The organism is Calidifontibacter terrae, assembly GCF_054778835.1.
Genome location: NZ_BAAGZF010000002.1, coordinates 800,426 through 816,229, shown reverse-complemented (window position 1 = coordinate 816,229; position 15,804 = coordinate 800,426). Strand labels below are relative to the sequence as shown.

Below are 15,804 nucleotides of genomic sequence, written 5' to 3'. Positions count from 1 at the left end.
GATCATGCTCGTGGCCTCGTTGCTGCTGAAGGAGTAGAGACCAACAGCATGACCGGGGCCACGAGCCCCCTCAGGTCAGGACACCCCGCTCAAAGTCGGAGAGCCGGCTATGCATGCCGACAACCACGACGTGGATGCCCCGGGCGGCGCTGCTCGAGGTCGTGTTGCAGCGCCCAATGAGCCGCCGCATTTGCCACTGCGACGCTGGGCCAGTCCGTCGTCACCTTCGAGATTGCGGATGCGCTGCTCCAAGGAGCGCACGCTCACCGGCTCGCCGGTGTACTTCACGACTGAATTCCTTTCTTCACCCGCTGCCACTCGGCGGTTGTCAACAATCCATTCACCCGCGCCTGATTGGTGGCATCCAGTAATCGCTCGGTTTCGATGCGGCCACGACATTCAAGGAGGGCATCGGCAACAGATTGCGACTCAAGGCCCTCGTAGAGCGTCGTACGCACATCGCCTCTTGCCTGCGTCAGTTCGACGAATGCGGGCAGCTTCGGGCGCGCGCGCCTCTGAATGGCTACCTTGATCTGTCGAGGGTTCACGTCTGCGAGCCCGAAGAGTGCCAGCACCGATTCGCCATGAAGATACGGGGCTAGCCGCTAATCTGCCTGCCGCAGCATCAACGATCCATCAGGAGAACTAGCGAGCGGAACCCGAACGAACGCCGTAGGACGGCACCTAGCAGATCGCTCAGCCACCAACGATGCGACGACCGACTGAGCTCTGGAAACGGATCAGGTATCCGTCCGGATCGGACACGAGGAACTGCCGCACCCCTGCTTCTTCACTATCGCTTACGCGATACCACTTCATCTCCGGCTGCATGAACAGCGGCCACGTCGCATCGGCCAGCGCGGAGAGGATCGACTCAAGATCCGGCACACCGATCTGAAAATTGATCCCCCGCCCGAGTGGCGGCGTAAGTTCTCCGGTCAACCAGTTACGGCCGACTCCACGCTGCTCGAGCATGACGTGCGCACTCCCACGTGTGATGTACGCAAACCCCTCGTCATACGCGTCGTTCCCAGACGTTGAACCGGAACTCGACTACACGTTAAAGCGGAACTCCACCAAGTTCGGGCACGAACCAACCTCTAGCGTTGTAGAGCTATCAGGCTCCCCTGCTGATGACGTAGTCCCGCGTGATTCCAGCCGTTGCGCGGCCCCAACCGCTCGCCTTCACGCGCTTCTGATGCGCGTCGAACGCCGACTGATCAGCGAACCTCTCCGCAACGGACCAGACAAGCGGGTCCTCCGTCTGGACGACCTCGAAGTGAAGACATCCAGCCTCTCCGCGAGTGAGCTCCACGTGTCGCGGCAGGTAACGAATGACAGTCTCCACCTCTTCGTCATCCTCACAGATCAGGCGACCCTTCAGCTCGATCGCGCTCATGCGGTCTTCAGCGGCGTGATCGCGGCGACCTTGTCGCACAGAGCCCGCCGTTCCAGCCGCAGCTCGTAGTTCGACTGCAGATTCATCCAGAACTCCTCGGATGTGCTGAAGTAGCGCGCCAGCCGGATCGCCGTATCAGCGGTGATCCCGCGCTTGCCGTGCACGATCTCGTTGATCCGCCGCGGGGGCACCCCGATGGACACGGCGAGCTTGTTCTGCGTGATCCCGAAGCCCTCGATGAAGTCCTCCATGAGGATCTCCCCCGGATGGATCGGCTCGATCAGGTCGGTCTCAGTGATAGTCGACGAGTTCGACATCGTCCGCTCCTCCCTCTCTCCAGACGAAGCAGAGACGCCATTGCGCATTCACGCGGATGCTGTGCTGACCACGTCGGTCACCGACGAGCCGTTCCAAGCGGTTCCCTGGCGGGACCCGGAGGTCCTCGACATCCTTCGCCGCATGGATCAGCTCGAGCTTCCGCAGCGTCGCCCGCTGCACTGTTCGATCGACGCGCTTGACGTACTGCTCATGTCAGATGCGTTCGGTGTCCTTGCTGCCGAACGATCTGATCACACGGCCATCATATAACGGAACGCGTCAATAACGCTACACGTTAAATCTAAACTCCACCGCATTCTGGACAGAACTAACGTGTAGACGGGCTCCGCAGTGGTAGCGACCGCTCCCGATCAGTACACTAGGGGGTAATCAACATCCCCGGCTACGCGACGACCTGGACCACCAGCGAGCGATTCGACGGGGTGAGGGAAGGCAATCGGATCGGCTCGATCGGTCCACCCACAGTCCGGTTCAGATGTCCGGCGGCTCCGCCCATAGCCACGCGAGCGATCACTCCTCACGGAGGGTCGCTCACCCATGCCCGGACGTACCCCGTCCCCTACCAATGTTGATCCACTTCTCGACCTGATCGAAGCCGGACAGATCGGCTACGGCGCATACTCGACGCTGCGCAAGAAGATCGCCTCGGGCACTCTGCCCGCCGTCAAGGTCAACGGCCGCATCAAGGTCCGTCTGTCCGACCTCGAAGCCCTCGCGGTGCCCACGAACGAACGCACCTTCGAGGACGTCGAGTCCGCCGTCGAACGCATCGTCGCCTCGGCTCCCCCGCTGTCCGAGGCTCAGATCCGTCGGCTCGCGTCCCTGTTCGAGGGGGCGTCCTCGTGAGCGCCGCCGAAGAGTTCGACCGGATCGCAGAGACCCTGCGGCCCACGTCCTGGAACGTCGCTCTGGAGGAGATTTCCGGGGTCGAAACGGTTGTCCTAACTCGCCGCATTGAGAGGCTCCTCGGGGGCCTTCAGAAGGCCCCAGGAGGGGCTTCCCGTGACACCGAAGTCGAGAACCGTGTCACGAAACATCCCGAAAACCGAGCTCTGACCAGGGAAAACGTCTTCAGGCCAAAATCCCCTATGGGGGTGGACACTGGCCTGGCCGGAACGGCCAGTGCCAGCGTGTCTTCGCGACCGGCCTCCGAGGGCGGTTCCGGTTCCTTCGGGGACCTGGCCACCGTCCGTGCGATGGGGACCGGTGAGCTCGCTCCGGTGATCGCCTTCGACACCGAGTTCACCTACTTGGACGACGGGTCCCGGAGGATTGACAGCTACCAGTTCTCCCTGCTCGATCCCGAGGACTCGGACTGGCGGGTGGACGTGGTGATGCTGCCCCTGAGCCACGACCGGCTGGCCGTCGAGGACGCCCTCGCGGTTGTCGTGAGCGAGAGTGGTTTGTGGCGCGCGGCGGGGTTGCCCGACTGGCGGGGCGTGCCCCGGCGTGACTTCTGGGTGACCGGCGACTACCGCGCGAGCATGGCGGTGCTCTACAAGCATCATCGCGTCAAGATCGTCTTGGCCGGTCACTACCTATCCGCTGATCTGACGACGTTCGCACGGCCGGTGCGCCAGCGCGGAGATGGTCGCTACGACGACATCCTGCGTCGGGTGACCTCGGCGTCAGGTGGCCTGGTGTCCCTGAAGCCCATCCGCTTGACGGCTCGCACCGACGAGCACGGGTCCGGGTCGCGCTGGCTCCCGCTGTCGATCACGGTGCGCGACACGATGGGTCAGTCCGCCCCCGGGCGGAAGTCGTTGGCCGCGTTGGGCGAGGTGTGCGGCGTGCCGAAGTTGTCGGTGGGTAGTGCCATCTCCGACATGACGGGCATGCGTCGAGACCGGCTCGTCGAGTTCCTGGAGTACGGTGCAAACGACTCGGTGATCGTGCTGGAGTACCTGACTGCCTTGTGGGGCGTCAACGCGGTGCCGCCGGTGACCCTGTCCGGGGGTGGTGCTCATGCCCTGCGTGCCGGCATCAAGGGGTACTGGGGTATCGAGGGTTCCCCCAACGCTGAGTTTATGGCGAGGTTCCAGGGCCTCGTTCGCGTCGACAACGGCGATGCCTCCGACGACGACGGTCTGAGCTACTACTCGGTGCGTTCGCTCACGCCGGTCGACGGCGATGCCAACCAGACGCACTCCGCGTTCCAGAAGGCCTTCCACGGTGGGTGGAACTCTGCGTTGCGGGTGGGTTCGTTCCCGACCACGACGTTCGACCACGACATCCAGTCGGCCTACCCCTCGGCTATGGCCAGCGTCGTCGACGTCGACTTCGAGAACGGCTGCATCGAGGAGGTGATCAAGGACCGCGAGCTGACCACTGACGACTTCCCGCTCGGGGTGGTGACGCCGCTGGTTGCCTACGCGAGCTGGGAGTTCCCCGAGGGCGTGGAGCCCTGTCTGCCGGTGCGGGTGGGCCAGTCGATCGTCTACCCGCGCACGTCCGAGGGCGCTGGGGCTGCGCAGGGCGAGGGCATGGACGCCGTCGGTTTCGACGGCTTCGAGGGGGCTTGGGTGTGTGGTCCCGAGCTGGCGCTCGCCCTCGCGCTCGGGGCGAGGGTCCAGGTGCAGATCGGATACCGCCTGCGCGTGCTGGAGGTAGACGGTGCGCCTTCCCGGTCTATGCGAGCTGCTGTCCGGCTGATGGTTGAGGACCGTGCGATCGCCAAGCGGATCTGGGGCAAGGGGTCGCTTGTCGAGCAGATGATCAAGGTGGCCACCAACTCCTGCTATGGCAAGCTCGCCCAGGACGTCGCCGAGCGCACCGGGTGGAACGCGTGGGTCGAGGAGATGGAGTCCATCGGTGGGTCGTCGGTGACCAGTCCTTATCACGCGGCGATGATCACGAGCCTCGTGCGGGCCCTGTTGCTGGGCATGGCGAACCAGGTCTCGTTGATCAGCGTCACCACCGACGGCTTTATCACCGATGAAGATGACGTCGAGGGCTACGACTGTTTCGGCCACGCCGCTGTGTTCCGTGACGCTCGGCAGGCGCTCGTCGGTGACGCCACCGTCTGGGAAGTCAAGCACCAGCAAGACGACCTGGTGAACCTCACGACGCGCGGAAACGTCAGCTCCCTCGATGGTGGCGTGCTCGCCAAGGCCGGGCTCAAGACTCCGAAGGAGATCGAGCGGGAGTCACTCGAGGAACGGCGCTGGTTTAGCAACATCGCCGTTTCCCGGGAGGGGAAGGTCGTCAACGAGTACACCTCGTTCCCCTCCTTCCGAGAGCTGTCACGCACCCAGGACCGCATCGACTTCCGCCCGGTCGATCTTGCTCCGGAGGTGTCCCTCGACTTCGACATGAAGCGTCGCCCCCTGTTGGAGACCATGCGCGTCGACCATGTCAACGGGTACGAGATCGCGGGGTTCGACACTGCCCCCTGGGACACCGTCGTCGAGTACTCGCGAGCTCGCGAGATCGCCCGGCACATCGCGGCGATGCGTCCGGGCACGACCGGCCCCGACCGGCCGACGGGCTGCCTGCGTACTCGGGATGAGTGGCTGACCTGGCAACGTCGGTACGACTCTGCGGTCGGGCGTCGCATTCGCACCGCGGAGTCTGCCCTGCTAACTGAGTTGGTGGCCGCGCACAAGGAGGGGCTGGTGTCCCTGCCGGTGCTGGCATCGCAGGTGCCTGTGGAGCAGAAGCTCGTGTGGCTCAGCTCTCTGGGGTACGGCGAGTTCTCCCGCGCGCAGTGGGATCACATGTCGAAGCGTGACCGCCGCGACCGCGTGCTCCGTGATACCGACCTCGACGTCCTTGCCGAGGTCGTCGAGGGGCTGCCCGAGTGGTAGCCGATGACCTGCCCAACACCCCGGGGATAGGCACCGGAACAACTCCTGAAAGGAACCACCATGACTGACACCACCCATCTCGAGGAGCTCATCGCGGCCGAGCGGAAGAAGGCGAACGACCGCATCACGAAGCTCCGCAAGCAGGCGGAGGCCGAGCAGCGCAAGGTCGACGCGAGGGTTGTCGAGCTGTTCAAGGCGCAGAAGCCTGAGCTGCACGCCCGCTTGGAGGGCGAGGCGCGTGCTGCCTTGGATGTCGAGAAGGCCGAGCGCTCGCGCAAGGCGAAGAGGGCGGCGAGCCCGACCGAGCCTGAGTCCGATCCCGAGGCTGCCACCCCCGACGAGCCCGGCGAGGAGGTGATGCAGCCGTGGAACGGCTGACCCCCGTCCTGACCGCGCGCAGCGCGTCTGCACCCCCCTCGCCCGCAGGGAGCGTAGCGACCGAGGACGAGGGCCGGCGGATCTTGAACGACACGAGCGAAGCGGAGTTGTCGGACAAGATCCCTGCTGGCCGTGTCTCAGTACCCACTTCACCCAGCAACGCGGTGGGGGCTGAGACCTCACGGGAGACGCTCGACTCGCACCTTGACGTGCGCGTCTCCCGTGCTGAGCGCGATGCCGTCAGGCGTCGTGCGAAGTCGCTCGGCGTCAAGCCGAGTGCATGGGCACGGGCCGTCCTGCGCGATGCGCTGGACGACCGGCGTGATGAGGTCGCCCGCATCGAGCGTGCCGCTGCCCGGCCCCGGCCGTCGACCGCCTCGGTCGCCGAGGTCGATCAGCTGCGTCGGCTCGGCATCACGTTGAACGGTCTGCGGCGTGACGCGGCCACCGCCCGCAAGGCGGGCGAGACGGTGACGGTGGTCGTCGATGACGACCTGCTCGTCCGCACCTTCGCCGCTGTCACCGCTCGGCGTGCTGACCTGGGTGATCGGACGAGGACGTGAGCGCGACTGTGAACATCGCGGGAGGTATCTCTGCCCGAAGCGGTGTCATGTACGCGCTCTACGGTCGCGGTCCGGAGTACGTCGAGCACATGAAGCGCGGCACTAACCGGGCAGCCGCCTATGCATCTTCGATGGGATCACCCGAAGAGTTCATCGCCTACGCCGAGGCACAGGCCGCTGCCCACAGTCGCAAGTACGAGACCTACAACCTCGTGCTCGCTGGTGACCCGACAGTCTTCGACGTCCGCAATCCCGACGACATCAAGAAGATGCTCGGACTCAGCACGGGGCTCGCCGAGGCTGCCTACAGCGCCGAGTACCTCGTCGTCATCCACGACGACTCCAAGGGCGAGCACGTCCACGGCCACATCTACGTCGTCAACCACGACGAGAGTACCGGCAAAGCGCTCAAGAGGAACACCAGCTGGACTCGCGGACTGCACCAGCTCAACGACGAACTGCTCGTCGAGGCTGGCTACGACCCGAACCCTGACCCTCAGCGCCCCAAGCTTGACTGGGAACTGCGCCGCGAGGAGTTCAAGCCCGGCGGCTTCGAGCAGACCCTCGGCGACCTTGTGTACGAATCACTGGCCGACCCCCTCTCGACCGATCGCCCCGGTTTTGAGGAGGTCCTCGCCGAACACGGTGTCCGTCTGAAGGTCACCGACCGCGACGGCTGGACCTACTCGATGCGGAGGGACAACGGGAAGTGGGGCCGCAAGAAGGCCAGCGCACTCACCCCGGAGTTCACCGCCGAGGGCGCGCAGCAGATCTTTGACTACCACGCACAGAAGGGAAAGCCCCATGGGATTGCTGGACACGATGAAGCAGGACGACGAGCAGCGGTCGACTACGGAGACCCTGGCGGAGTTGACCTCGACGCTCCACGCCGTCGAGCAGCACCTCACCAAGCTGACGAGGACGGTCGCCGACCTGACCGGGTTCGTGAAGGTGATGGACGAGCAGCAGGACATAAGGCTGACGAGGCTGTCGACCTCGCAGCAGCCCGGGCGGCCCTCGACGCTGTCGCTCGACGACGGGACGAAGAGCAGGCTGACCGAGATCGAGAAGACGCTCGCCGCCGTCGCCTCGCAGCTGAGCGCCAGCGAAGCCGTGAAGTTGCCCGACAGCAGCAGCGTGACGCGATCCGACGTGCAGGCGTACACGATGATGAAGTTGATCAACGAGACGCTGGCGACGACGAGCCGGACTTCGGCTGATCTGGCCGAAGCTGTGCGGCGACGTGGCCAGGTGAAGATCGACATGGACCGGCTTTCCGAGCACGCAGTCAAGGTGCTCGACTCTCGACTCAACAAGGCCGTCCAGGCCCCCGTCGTCAGGGTCGAGCAGGCTCTGCAAGGTTTCGAGGAACGGGTGGCTGGCGTTGGTGCTGGACGGGTGGCTGAGGCGTCACTGGAGGTCGACCGGGTCATCAGCAAGGCAGACGAGGTGGCTGTTGCGGTTCGGGCTGCCGAGCGGCGGGTTGACGATCTCAACGCACGGGTCACCTGGACGACGGTTGGTCGGTTGGCGCTCGCCCTGGTTCCACTCGCGGGGGTCATGATTGTGGTGGGTGGTCTCGTCGGTGGTGTCTCGTACGCCCTCGGCCTTGGGCCGCTGCTCGGCTGGGCATGGTCGTCCTTCTCGGCTACGGATGTGTGGTGGATGAAGGTACTCATCGCCTTAGGCACCCTCGTTGCCGTGACTCTGTTCGGCTGGGTCGTGTGGTGGCTAGCGAGGAAGCTGAACGACGAGTTCGGTCGTTGGTGATGCGTCAAAGGAGAACCCCGGAGCCCTCGGCTCCGGGGTTCATTCATGCGCTGGGTGGCTCAGCCCTATCCACTGCCGGGACGGCCGTGTCCATCACAGGTTCCGGAAGATGTACACGCCGCAGTCCGGGGACCCGGCGTCGCAGACGACGTAGTCGTGCTTCAGGTCTGAGGTCCAGCTGGCCCAGTTGAAGTACCTGATCGCGTCTTCGGGCCATCCCTCGGTCAGGCCGGCCGAGTCGGCGAGGTCCTCGGCGTACTCGCGGAACGACTCCCAGTGACCGCAGTAGCGTTCGTCGAAGTCACTCATGCTGGGGATGTCGCCGCGACCCTCGGTGACGTGGCTGCCGGACCGCACCCAGGCCATGACGGCGGGCCAGCGCTCGGCTCCGGCCTCCTCGTAGACCCGTCCCCACTCGGCGGCATCCAGCGGGCCGAACTCGCCCCTCACGGGCACGTTCTCGTGATCGAGGCACCAGGTCTCCTCGCATCCCGCGCGGACGCTTTCAGCGCCGCTGTGGATGTCGGCGATGGCCGTCTCGAGGACGGCGGAGCACTCGAACCATTGCCCCACGAGACGACCCGAGTTGTAGCAGTTGAGGCAACCGATCCACACGCGCGGCGTCTGGTCAGTGGCGACGGCGGTCATCGGTTGTCCTCGGCGAGCAGGTCAGCCAGCAGGGAGTGGAGCTGACGGGTCTGCTCCCAGTCGAGGCGGACCTCGACGACGTCGCCGACCCAGATCCCGACGCCACCCCCGCTCAGGGAGATGGCGACGCGCTTGGCGGGCTCGGTGGTCTTTTGCTCGGGCATGGTGGTCCTCCTCGGTGTCGGGAGAGGACCCGACCCACCCTCGCAGCCGTGCTCGGGTGAATCGGCGCTAACGGGCGCGGCCGGGTCCTCGCGAGGTTTCCCGGCACCGCGCCAGCGGTGCTCCCGGGTACGGGTTTGGGCTACGCGGTGTGCCACAGAGGAGAGTGTCGGCACTGTCGCCTAGGCTGAGCGCTGACATACAGGAGGCACCGCTGACATACAGGAGGCACAAGGCAGTGGGAAGATTCGAGTCCGTCGACGCCCTTCAGAACATGCTCGCTCGGGATGTGTTCAGCGAGACCGCATCGGCCAAGAAGGCTGCCGGTCGCGCCCTCGGCACGCTCGTTGAGTTGATCACCTTTTACATGATCCGCGACTGGGAGCTAGAGGGCGGGCTTGCTATTGAGCGCGGCCTTCCGGAGTACGGGAATAAGAGCATCAACCACAACGTGGAGTTCACGCTCCACCCGGCCAGCAATTCAATACAGGTGCCGATTGCCGACCGAGACAAATCGCTGACTCTCCGCCAGATCATGGTTGGGTTGAAGGAGGCTGGGTCTACCATCAGTCTGGAGACCAACCGCCCCAAGACCCTTCGCACAGCCAAGGGACTGTTGAGGCACGCAGCTCTATGCGGTGAGGAGCCTGGCGCATTCTGGACGGCGCACATGGTTGGGGGCGCTGACGCATTCCTACTCACGCGGCTAGTAGAAAAGCCGTACGCAATGTTTGAGTGCAAGCGCGTGGGGATCGAGGAAGGTATGTCAAAAGGTCCCCAGACGATCGAGAAGGCCAAGCAGGGCGCATATGTGGCTCGCACCGTTTCAGGGCTTCAGCGCGTTCCATTACGTGATGGTCGCGTTGCAGCCGCAGTGGAGGACGCCTCCGGGACACTGGTGACTCACGATAACTACTACGACTTCTTGCGAAGCGCCATTGACCGTGGCGATCTCACGCAACTCGCGAATGTCGTTCTGACCGTAGGCGTCGTGAGCAACCACGGCAACTGGTTCACGGCTGAGACACAGAACAAGGAGATGCGAGTCCTGGCCCAGTCTTACGACTGGCTTCTGTTTTTGACGGACGCGGGACTTGCCGAGTTTGTCCAAGACGTCCTCCACGGCACTCAGGAGTCGCTGGCCCCGGTGCGTGAGGCATTCAAGGCCAGCTTTGGGCGAACTGGCGGAGGGACTTCATTCACCAAGGTCACGATCGACGAGCGGGCCGATGCTGCCCTGACCCACTACTTCGCCACAGAGCAGCCCTGGGATCGCTGGTTCAATGTGATTGCACCCGCTCCTAGCGCGGTGGAGCATGTCGCGAAGACCGACGTGGAAGCCGTAGACACTGTCGGCGAGGCGGGTGCGGCACTTCCTAGTGTGAGTCTGGATGAGCTGCGGGCCGATCTGCACAGGCTGCGACGACTACACGAGCAGGAGGGAATCTGATGACCGCGGGACGTCAATCGGTGTCAATCGCCAAGGACTGGTGCACACCCCCCGCCATCGTGGCCTCGGTGAAGGCGACTTTCGGTGGCGCGATTGAATTGGACCCTTGCTCGAACGAACATTCGCTCGTGGGCGCTGCGAGGGAGTACGTTTTGCCGGAAACCGATGGACTGAAGGCTCCGTGGGACGCCAAGACGATCTACGTGAACCCCCCATACGGCAGTGATCCCGACCGAGGCACGAGGATTATCCACTGGTTCGAGCGTATCGTTGGAGCCGCCCGGCGCGGTTCCGAAGTGATCGCGCTTGTGCCCGTTGCACCGAACACGAGGCACTGGAAGGAATACGTCTTCCCTAATGCGGCCGCCATCTGTTTCTTGGCGCAGCCGCGGGTTCGCTTCTACATCCGAGGGAAGGAAGACCCCAAGGGTGCCCCTATGTCCTGCGCTGTCATCTACTGGGGACCTGACTGGCAGAACTTCGGCCGAGAATTCAGCAAGCACGGAGCCGTAGTTCCGCTCCACGAGGCCCACCTGCCAGACGCCGACCTGACGCTGGATAGGTTGTGGGCCGTTTAGACGGGATGAGGGCGATCAGGACTTCTCGAGCTCGCCACTATTCCGCCAGTGGATCTCGACCGAGGCCGGGTCAAAGCCCCGTCGGCCGCGCGGCTGGGGGTGGAGGATGACGACGGTCAGTGAGTCAATGACCTCGCGACGCAGGTCGAGCGAACCTTCGCGGAAGGCCGCGGCAGGGTCGTCGGTAGCCAGCAGCGGGACCAGGCCCCCGACTCGCCCCTGGAGCAGGCGCTGTGCCTCCAGCTCGGCGATACGGGATTCTGCGGCGTCTCGGACCCGGCGAAGGTCGCGCCCCTCGATGATCTCCTCGTCGTAGTCGCGCTGGGCACGCATTATCCTGGCTCGCTGCTCGCTGATGGCGGCGGCGATCCCGACGGTGGCGGGAGTGCCCTCCGTCGCCTCGACGCGCCGAAGCGCGTCGGGCTGGGCGAGGCGGGCTGCGACGACCTCGGTGACGAACTCATCGATCGCGAGACCGGTGCGCATGACGTGCCCCGCACAACGGTAGCCCCTCGGTGCACCGGTGACCTGGCCACCACACTGCCCGCAGCGGTAGAGGCCGCTCCCGAGGTGCTTGCGCTTGGTCGACCCGCTGGTGTTTGTGACGCGGTCGGCGTCGTCGAGCAACTCCTGCACGCGCCACCAAGTCTCGTCGTCGACGATGGCTTCCCACTGGCCGCGCACGGGCTCCCCCGCCTCGTCGCGGATGATCTGGGCCTTCCACGTCCTCCGGCGGTTCCCGTCGGCTTGGTACTCCTTCGGCGTGTAGGTGCTCATCCCTGCATAGCGTGGGTTGCGCAGTATGCTGAGCACAGTGCTGGGTGACCACGGACCGTCAGCGGCGACCGGTCGGGGCTCCAGTCCTTCGGCCTGTCGAGCGGCTGCTCGCTCCATGGAGACCACATGGGAGTGCTTCGGCCGGGGCGGAATGCCGGGCACGTCCTGGGTGCCGCTCAGCCCGCGTGCGAGGCTCCTCAGGGACTCGGGAGCCTCGGCCCGGCTGAAGGCGCTGTAGATTGCACGTACGGCGTCGGCCTCGGCCTCGATCACGTCGCCGTTCACGGCGTAGCCTAGCGGACGCATACCCTTGGGTGCTCGACCCATCTTGGCGCGCTGGCGTTGGGCCGCAGACTGACGCCTGGACTTGCGGACCATCTCTGCCCGAGCAAGCTGCACCTTGATCCCGGCGGTGATGAGCCCGTTCTCGTTGGTCAGGTCCACGTCCCCAGCGACGGACTTCAACAACAGCCCCCGACGAGCGGCCGCGTCGATCCAGTCCTCCAGTTGCCGGGGTTGCCTGGTGAGCCGGTCGAGGTCGTAGCAGACGACGGCCGTGAAGAGGCCGGCCCGGTAGTCCTCCACCATTCGGTCATAGGCCGGGCGTACTCTGCTGGCGTCGGTGGCGCTGATCGACTGGTCAACGTAGTGAGGCTCAATGACCTCCCAGCCCTCGCGCTCGGCCAGTCGGACGCAGTCCTCGCGCTGCCGCTCGATGGCCAGGCCATCCATCTCACGGTCCTGGCTGATCCTGAGGTAGATGGCGGCTCGACGGGGTCCGGTGGTGGGCTTCTTCATGCCCTCCAGACTACTTCTTAGACGTTAGTCCTGTCCGGAACTCCACCACGTCGCCGTCCTGCATGACGTAGTCCTTGCCTTCCATCCGCGCCTTACCCTTCGCGCGAGCTTCGGCAACCGAGCCGGTCTCCACCAGGTCATCGAAGCCGATCACCTCGGCCTTGATGAAGCCCTTCTGGAAGTCGGTGTGAATCACCCCGGCAGCCTGCGGAGCGGTCCAGCCCTTGTGGATCGTCCAGGCGCGCGTCTCCTTCGGACCGGCAGTCAGATAGGTCTGCAGCCCCAGGGTGTTGAAGCCCTTGTGCGCCAGCTGGTCCAAGCCGGGCTCGGTGATCCCGACGGCCTCCAACAGTTCGCGTGCGTCCTCGTCGTCCATTTCGGCGACCTCGGACTCCAGCTTCGCGTTCAGGAAGATCGCGTCGGCCGGGGCAACGAGCGCCGACATCTGGGCCTGGAAGGCCTCGTCGGTCAACTGGTCTTCATCGACGTTGAAGACGTAGATGAACGGCTTGGTGGTCAGCAGACCAAGTTCGCGTACGGCGTCGAGGTCCACCTCGCCGGGGTGCTGGGAGATCGGGTCGCCGACTTCGAGAATCTTCTGCGCTGCGAGCGCCGCGTCGAGCACGGTCTTCTCCGTCTTTTTGCCCTTGACCTCCTTCTCGATCCGCGGGACAGCCTTCTCCAGCGTCTGCAGATCAGCGAGAACGAGCTCGGTGTTGATGGTCTCCAGGTCGGAGCTCGGCGAGACGGTTCCGTCGACGTGGTGCACGTCGTCGTCAACGAACGCGCGCACGACCTGACAGATGGCGTCGGCCTCACGGATCGTGGCGAGGAACTTGTTGCCGAGCCCTTCTCCGACCGAGGCGCCCTTGACGATCCCGGCGATGTCGACGAACGACACCGTGGCCGGCAAGATCTGCTGCGATCCGAAGATCCCGGCCAGCACCTTCAGCCGTGGATCGGGCAGCGGGACGACCCCGACGTTCGGCTCGATCGTCGCGAACGGATAGTTCGCGGCGAGCACGTTGTTCTTGGTCAGGGCGTTGAACATGGTGGACTTACCGACATTGGGCAGTCCGACGATTCCGATGGTGAGGGCCACGGACACGGGAGTCTACGCTGGCCGGCGGCCAACGCCCCGACCGCATGACCACCGCGTTCAGGCAGCGCCCAGGAAATCCCCAGATTGGTCGCCACTATCGGCCCTACCCTCGGCATGTGGCTCTGGTGGCGGTGTGTGAGGACGACGCGGCAGTTCGCGATGTCCTCAAGCGAGCCCTCGAACATGACGGCCACGAGGTCGTCCTCGCCGCGACCGCGGACCAGCTACTGAGCCGGCTCGCCCCAGCCCCGCAACTCTTCTTGCTCGATATCGGCCTGCCGGACGCCGACGGCCGCGATGTCTGCCTCGCGTTACGGGCGCGCGGCGTCGATGCCCCAGTCCTGATGCTCACCGCCCTCGACGGCCTGCACCACAAAGTCGGCGGCTTCGAAGCCGGCGCGGATGACTACCTCACCAAACCGTTCGACCTGCCGGAATTGCTGGTCCGGGTGCGCGCCCTGCTACGCCGTACGGCCACCCCCACTCCCCCAGGCGAGGTGGTGTTGGACCCGGCTCGACACGCCGTCACCTGCGGCTCGACGACCCGTGACCTCACGCCTACCGAGTTTCGGTTGTTGGCCAGGCTGATCGCCGCGCCCGGCGAGGCGGTGCGCCGCCACAGCCTGGTGGCTGCGGCGTGGCCGCACGGCGCGCAGGTCACGGACAACACGCTCGACTCGTTCGTGCGCCGGTTGCGCGGCAAGCTCGCCGAGTTGGGAGTCGTGGACCGACTGGTAACCGTCCGTGGAGTCGGCTACCGATGGCGGTGATGGGCTTCCGGAAGCGGATGGTCGCGCTCGCGGTGCTCATCGCGACGGCTGTGGTGGCCGCCCTCGTCGTGGTCTCTCACGTCTTGTTGACCAGGGTCACCGACGCCGACGCGAATGCGTTGGCCCATACCCGCGCCGAGGCCGTCACGGCGAATGTCACCGTACGAAACGGCAACGTGGCCCTCCTTGAGAACGACAGCGAAGCGCTCGACACCCTCTCCTGGATATACGCGGACGGCCACCTCATTGACGGCATCGTTCCCGGCTCGATTCGGGACCGCGTGCAGGTTCTTTCCGACTCAACCGGACCCCGTACGGCCGTGGTCGACAACCAGTTGCTGTACGCCGAACCGGTTCGCCTCGACGGCCACCACGTCGTTGCCGTCGTCAAGGTGGATCTGACGCCGTACGACACCTCCGAGCAGCGTTCGCTGACGATGTCCCTGCTGTTGAGCGCCATTGCGGTGCTGCTCGCCGGCGTCGTGGCATATCTCGGAGTGGGGCGCGCGCTGCGGGTGGTGCACGAGATGTCCGCGCGAGCCGACGATTGGGGCGAGCACGAGCCGGGTCGCCGGTTCAACCTCGGCGAACCGCGCGATGAGTTCGGCGAACTCGGTCGCACCCTCGACCGGTTGCTCGATCGGCTGGACGAGGCGCTGGCGGACGAGCGCCGCCTGACCGATGAGGTCGCCCACGAGTTGCGGACCCCGCTGACGGCACTGCGCGGGGAGGCGCAGTTGGCGCAGCTGAGTGGTGACCGGCTGCGACCGGAGACCGTCCTGAGCGAGGTCGACCGGCTCACGGCGGCGATCGCCACCATCCTGGGATCCGCTCGGCCGCGGACCGACGCCGGAGCGCGCTGCGACCTGCGGGAGGCGCTGCATCGAGCGGTCGCCGCACGCCCGATCGAGGTTGCGGTTCCGAGCCGACTCGAGGTTGCGGTGGCGCCCGACCTGGTCGTCGCGGTGTTGTCACCGCTGCTGGACAACGCTCTGCGACATTCGATCTCACGCGTCCAGATCAAGGCACGGCCGGCCGATGGGAACGTCGTGGTGGACGTCCTCGATGACGGCCCGGGATTCAGCCCATCGCAGGTCGACCGAGTATTCAACGCGGGCGTGAGCGGCGGTAATGGCCACGGGCTCGGGCTGGCCGTGGTCCGCAGGCTCGCCGACTCGGCGGCCGTGAGCGTGGCGGCCATCGCCGACGGGCAGGGGCACGTCGAGGTGACTTTCCCCACACCGCAACGGAGTTCATAGTCAGG

General features: G+C 65.3%; 19 protein-coding genes. 10 read left to right on the top strand and 9 right to left on the bottom strand.

The window, feature by feature from the left end:
• Positions 1-284 precede the first annotated feature (284 nt).
• From ACYU98_RS06685 to ACYU98_RS06665, 5 genes are all read right to left on the bottom strand, one after another.
• Positions 285-575, bottom strand: a complete 291-nt coding sequence (locus tag ACYU98_RS06685) for a hypothetical protein (RefSeq protein WP_460467402.1) — start codon at positions 573-575, stop codon at positions 285-287.
• A gap of 121 nt (positions 576-696) precedes the next feature.
• Positions 697-975, bottom strand: coding sequence for a VOC family protein (locus tag ACYU98_RS06680; RefSeq protein ID WP_460467401.1), 279 nt, complete (start codon positions 973-975; stop codon positions 697-699).
• Positions 976-1,117: 142 nt separating this feature from the next.
• Positions 1,118-1,399, bottom strand: a complete 282-nt coding sequence (locus tag ACYU98_RS06675; protein WP_017824630.1) for a putative quinol monooxygenase — start codon at positions 1,397-1,399, stop codon at positions 1,118-1,120.
• The gene (locus tag ACYU98_RS06670) at positions 1,396-1,716 is read right to left on the bottom strand and encodes a HigA family addiction module antitoxin (protein WP_460467400.1); all 321 of its coding nucleotides are present in this window, start codon (positions 1,714-1,716) and stop codon (positions 1,396-1,398) included. Before ACYU98_RS06670 ends, ACYU98_RS06675 begins: the two co-directional genes overlap by 4 nt.
• Positions 1,691-1,897 carry a type II toxin-antitoxin system RelE/ParE family toxin gene (locus ACYU98_RS06665; protein WP_460467399.1) on the bottom strand — a complete coding sequence of 69 codons (207 nt, stop codon included), beginning with the start codon at positions 1,895-1,897 and terminating at the stop codon, positions 1,691-1,693. Before ACYU98_RS06665 ends, ACYU98_RS06670 begins: the two co-directional genes overlap by 26 nt.
• Positions 1,898-2,275: 378 nt before the next feature.
• Here ACYU98_RS06665 and ACYU98_RS06660 point away from each other — a divergent pair, with 378 nt between their 5' ends.
• From ACYU98_RS06660 to ACYU98_RS06635, 6 genes are all read left to right on the top strand, one after another.
• Positions 2,276-2,584, top strand: coding sequence for a helix-turn-helix domain-containing protein (locus ACYU98_RS06660; protein WP_460467398.1), 309 nt, complete (start codon positions 2,276-2,278; stop codon positions 2,582-2,584).
• A 350-nt stretch (positions 2,585-2,934) separates the two neighbouring features.
• Positions 2,935-5,544 (top strand): hypothetical protein, encoded by a 2,610-nt coding sequence (locus tag ACYU98_RS06655; RefSeq protein WP_460467397.1) that lies wholly within the window; start codon positions 2,935-2,937, stop codon positions 5,542-5,544.
• Between the two features lie 60 nt (positions 5,545-5,604).
• Positions 5,605-5,922, top strand: coding sequence for a hypothetical protein (locus ACYU98_RS06650; protein ID WP_460467396.1), 318 nt, complete (start codon positions 5,605-5,607; stop codon positions 5,920-5,922).
• Between the two features lie 164 nt (positions 5,923-6,086).
• Positions 6,087-6,485: a hypothetical protein gene (locus ACYU98_RS06645; protein WP_460467395.1), complete on the top strand. Its 399-nt coding sequence runs from the start codon at positions 6,087-6,089 to the stop codon at positions 6,483-6,485.
• Positions 6,482-7,705 carry a relaxase/mobilization nuclease domain-containing protein gene (locus ACYU98_RS06640; RefSeq protein WP_460467394.1) on the top strand — a complete coding sequence of 408 codons (1,224 nt, stop codon included), beginning with the start codon at positions 6,482-6,484 and terminating at the stop codon, positions 7,703-7,705. Before ACYU98_RS06645 ends, ACYU98_RS06640 begins: the two co-directional genes overlap by 4 nt.
• On the top strand, positions 7,623-8,255 hold the full coding sequence (locus tag ACYU98_RS06635; protein WP_460467393.1) for a hypothetical protein: 633 nt from the start codon (positions 7,623-7,625) through the stop codon (positions 8,253-8,255). Before ACYU98_RS06640 ends, ACYU98_RS06635 begins: the two co-directional genes overlap by 83 nt.
• Positions 8,256-8,348: 93 nt before the next feature.
• On the opposite strand, the gene ACYU98_RS06630 is transcribed toward ACYU98_RS06635, so the two are convergent.
• On the bottom strand, positions 8,349-8,903 hold the full coding sequence (locus ACYU98_RS06630; protein WP_460467392.1) for an antirestriction protein ArdA: 555 nt from the start codon (positions 8,901-8,903) through the stop codon (positions 8,349-8,351).
• Positions 8,900-9,067 (bottom strand): hypothetical protein, encoded by a 168-nt coding sequence (locus tag ACYU98_RS06625; protein WP_460467391.1) that lies wholly within the window; start codon positions 9,065-9,067, stop codon positions 8,900-8,902. Before ACYU98_RS06625 ends, ACYU98_RS06630 begins: the two co-directional genes overlap by 4 nt.
• Before the next feature lie 164 nt (positions 9,068-9,231).
• On the opposite strand from ACYU98_RS06625, the gene ACYU98_RS06620 reads away from it, so the two are divergent.
• Together ACYU98_RS06620 and ACYU98_RS06615 are read left to right on the top strand one after the other, a co-directional pair.
• A complete protein-coding gene (locus tag ACYU98_RS06620; protein ID WP_460467390.1) occupies positions 9,232-10,515 on the top strand; it encodes a hypothetical protein in 1,284 nt (427 codons plus the stop codon).
• Positions 10,515-11,093, top strand: a complete 579-nt coding sequence (locus ACYU98_RS06615; protein ID WP_460467389.1) for a DNA N-6-adenine-methyltransferase — start codon at positions 10,515-10,517, stop codon at positions 11,091-11,093. Before ACYU98_RS06620 ends, ACYU98_RS06615 begins: the two co-directional genes overlap by 1 nt.
• Positions 11,094-11,108: 15 nt before the next feature.
• On the opposite strand, the gene ACYU98_RS06610 is transcribed toward ACYU98_RS06615, so the two are convergent.
• A complete protein-coding gene (locus ACYU98_RS06610) occupies positions 11,109-12,668 on the bottom strand; it encodes a recombinase family protein (RefSeq protein WP_460467388.1) in 1,560 nt (519 codons plus the stop codon).
• Between the two features lie 10 nt (positions 12,669-12,678).
• Complete coding sequence (ychF, locus tag ACYU98_RS06605) at positions 12,679-13,770, bottom strand: redox-regulated ATPase YchF (protein ID WP_460467387.1); 1,092 nt, start codon at positions 13,768-13,770, stop codon at positions 12,679-12,681.
• A gap of 116 nt (positions 13,771-13,886) precedes the next feature.
• Between ychF and ACYU98_RS06600 the strand changes: the two genes are divergently transcribed.
• Positions 13,887-14,540, top strand: coding sequence for a response regulator transcription factor (locus ACYU98_RS06600; RefSeq protein ID WP_460467386.1), 654 nt, complete (start codon positions 13,887-13,889; stop codon positions 14,538-14,540).
• The gene (locus ACYU98_RS06595; protein ID WP_460467385.1) at positions 14,540-15,799 is read left to right on the top strand and encodes a sensor histidine kinase; all 1,260 of its coding nucleotides are present in this window, start codon (positions 14,540-14,542) and stop codon (positions 15,797-15,799) included. The genes ACYU98_RS06600 and ACYU98_RS06595 overlap by 1 nt, the downstream gene beginning before the upstream one ends.
• Positions 15,800-15,804 lie beyond the last annotated feature (5 nt).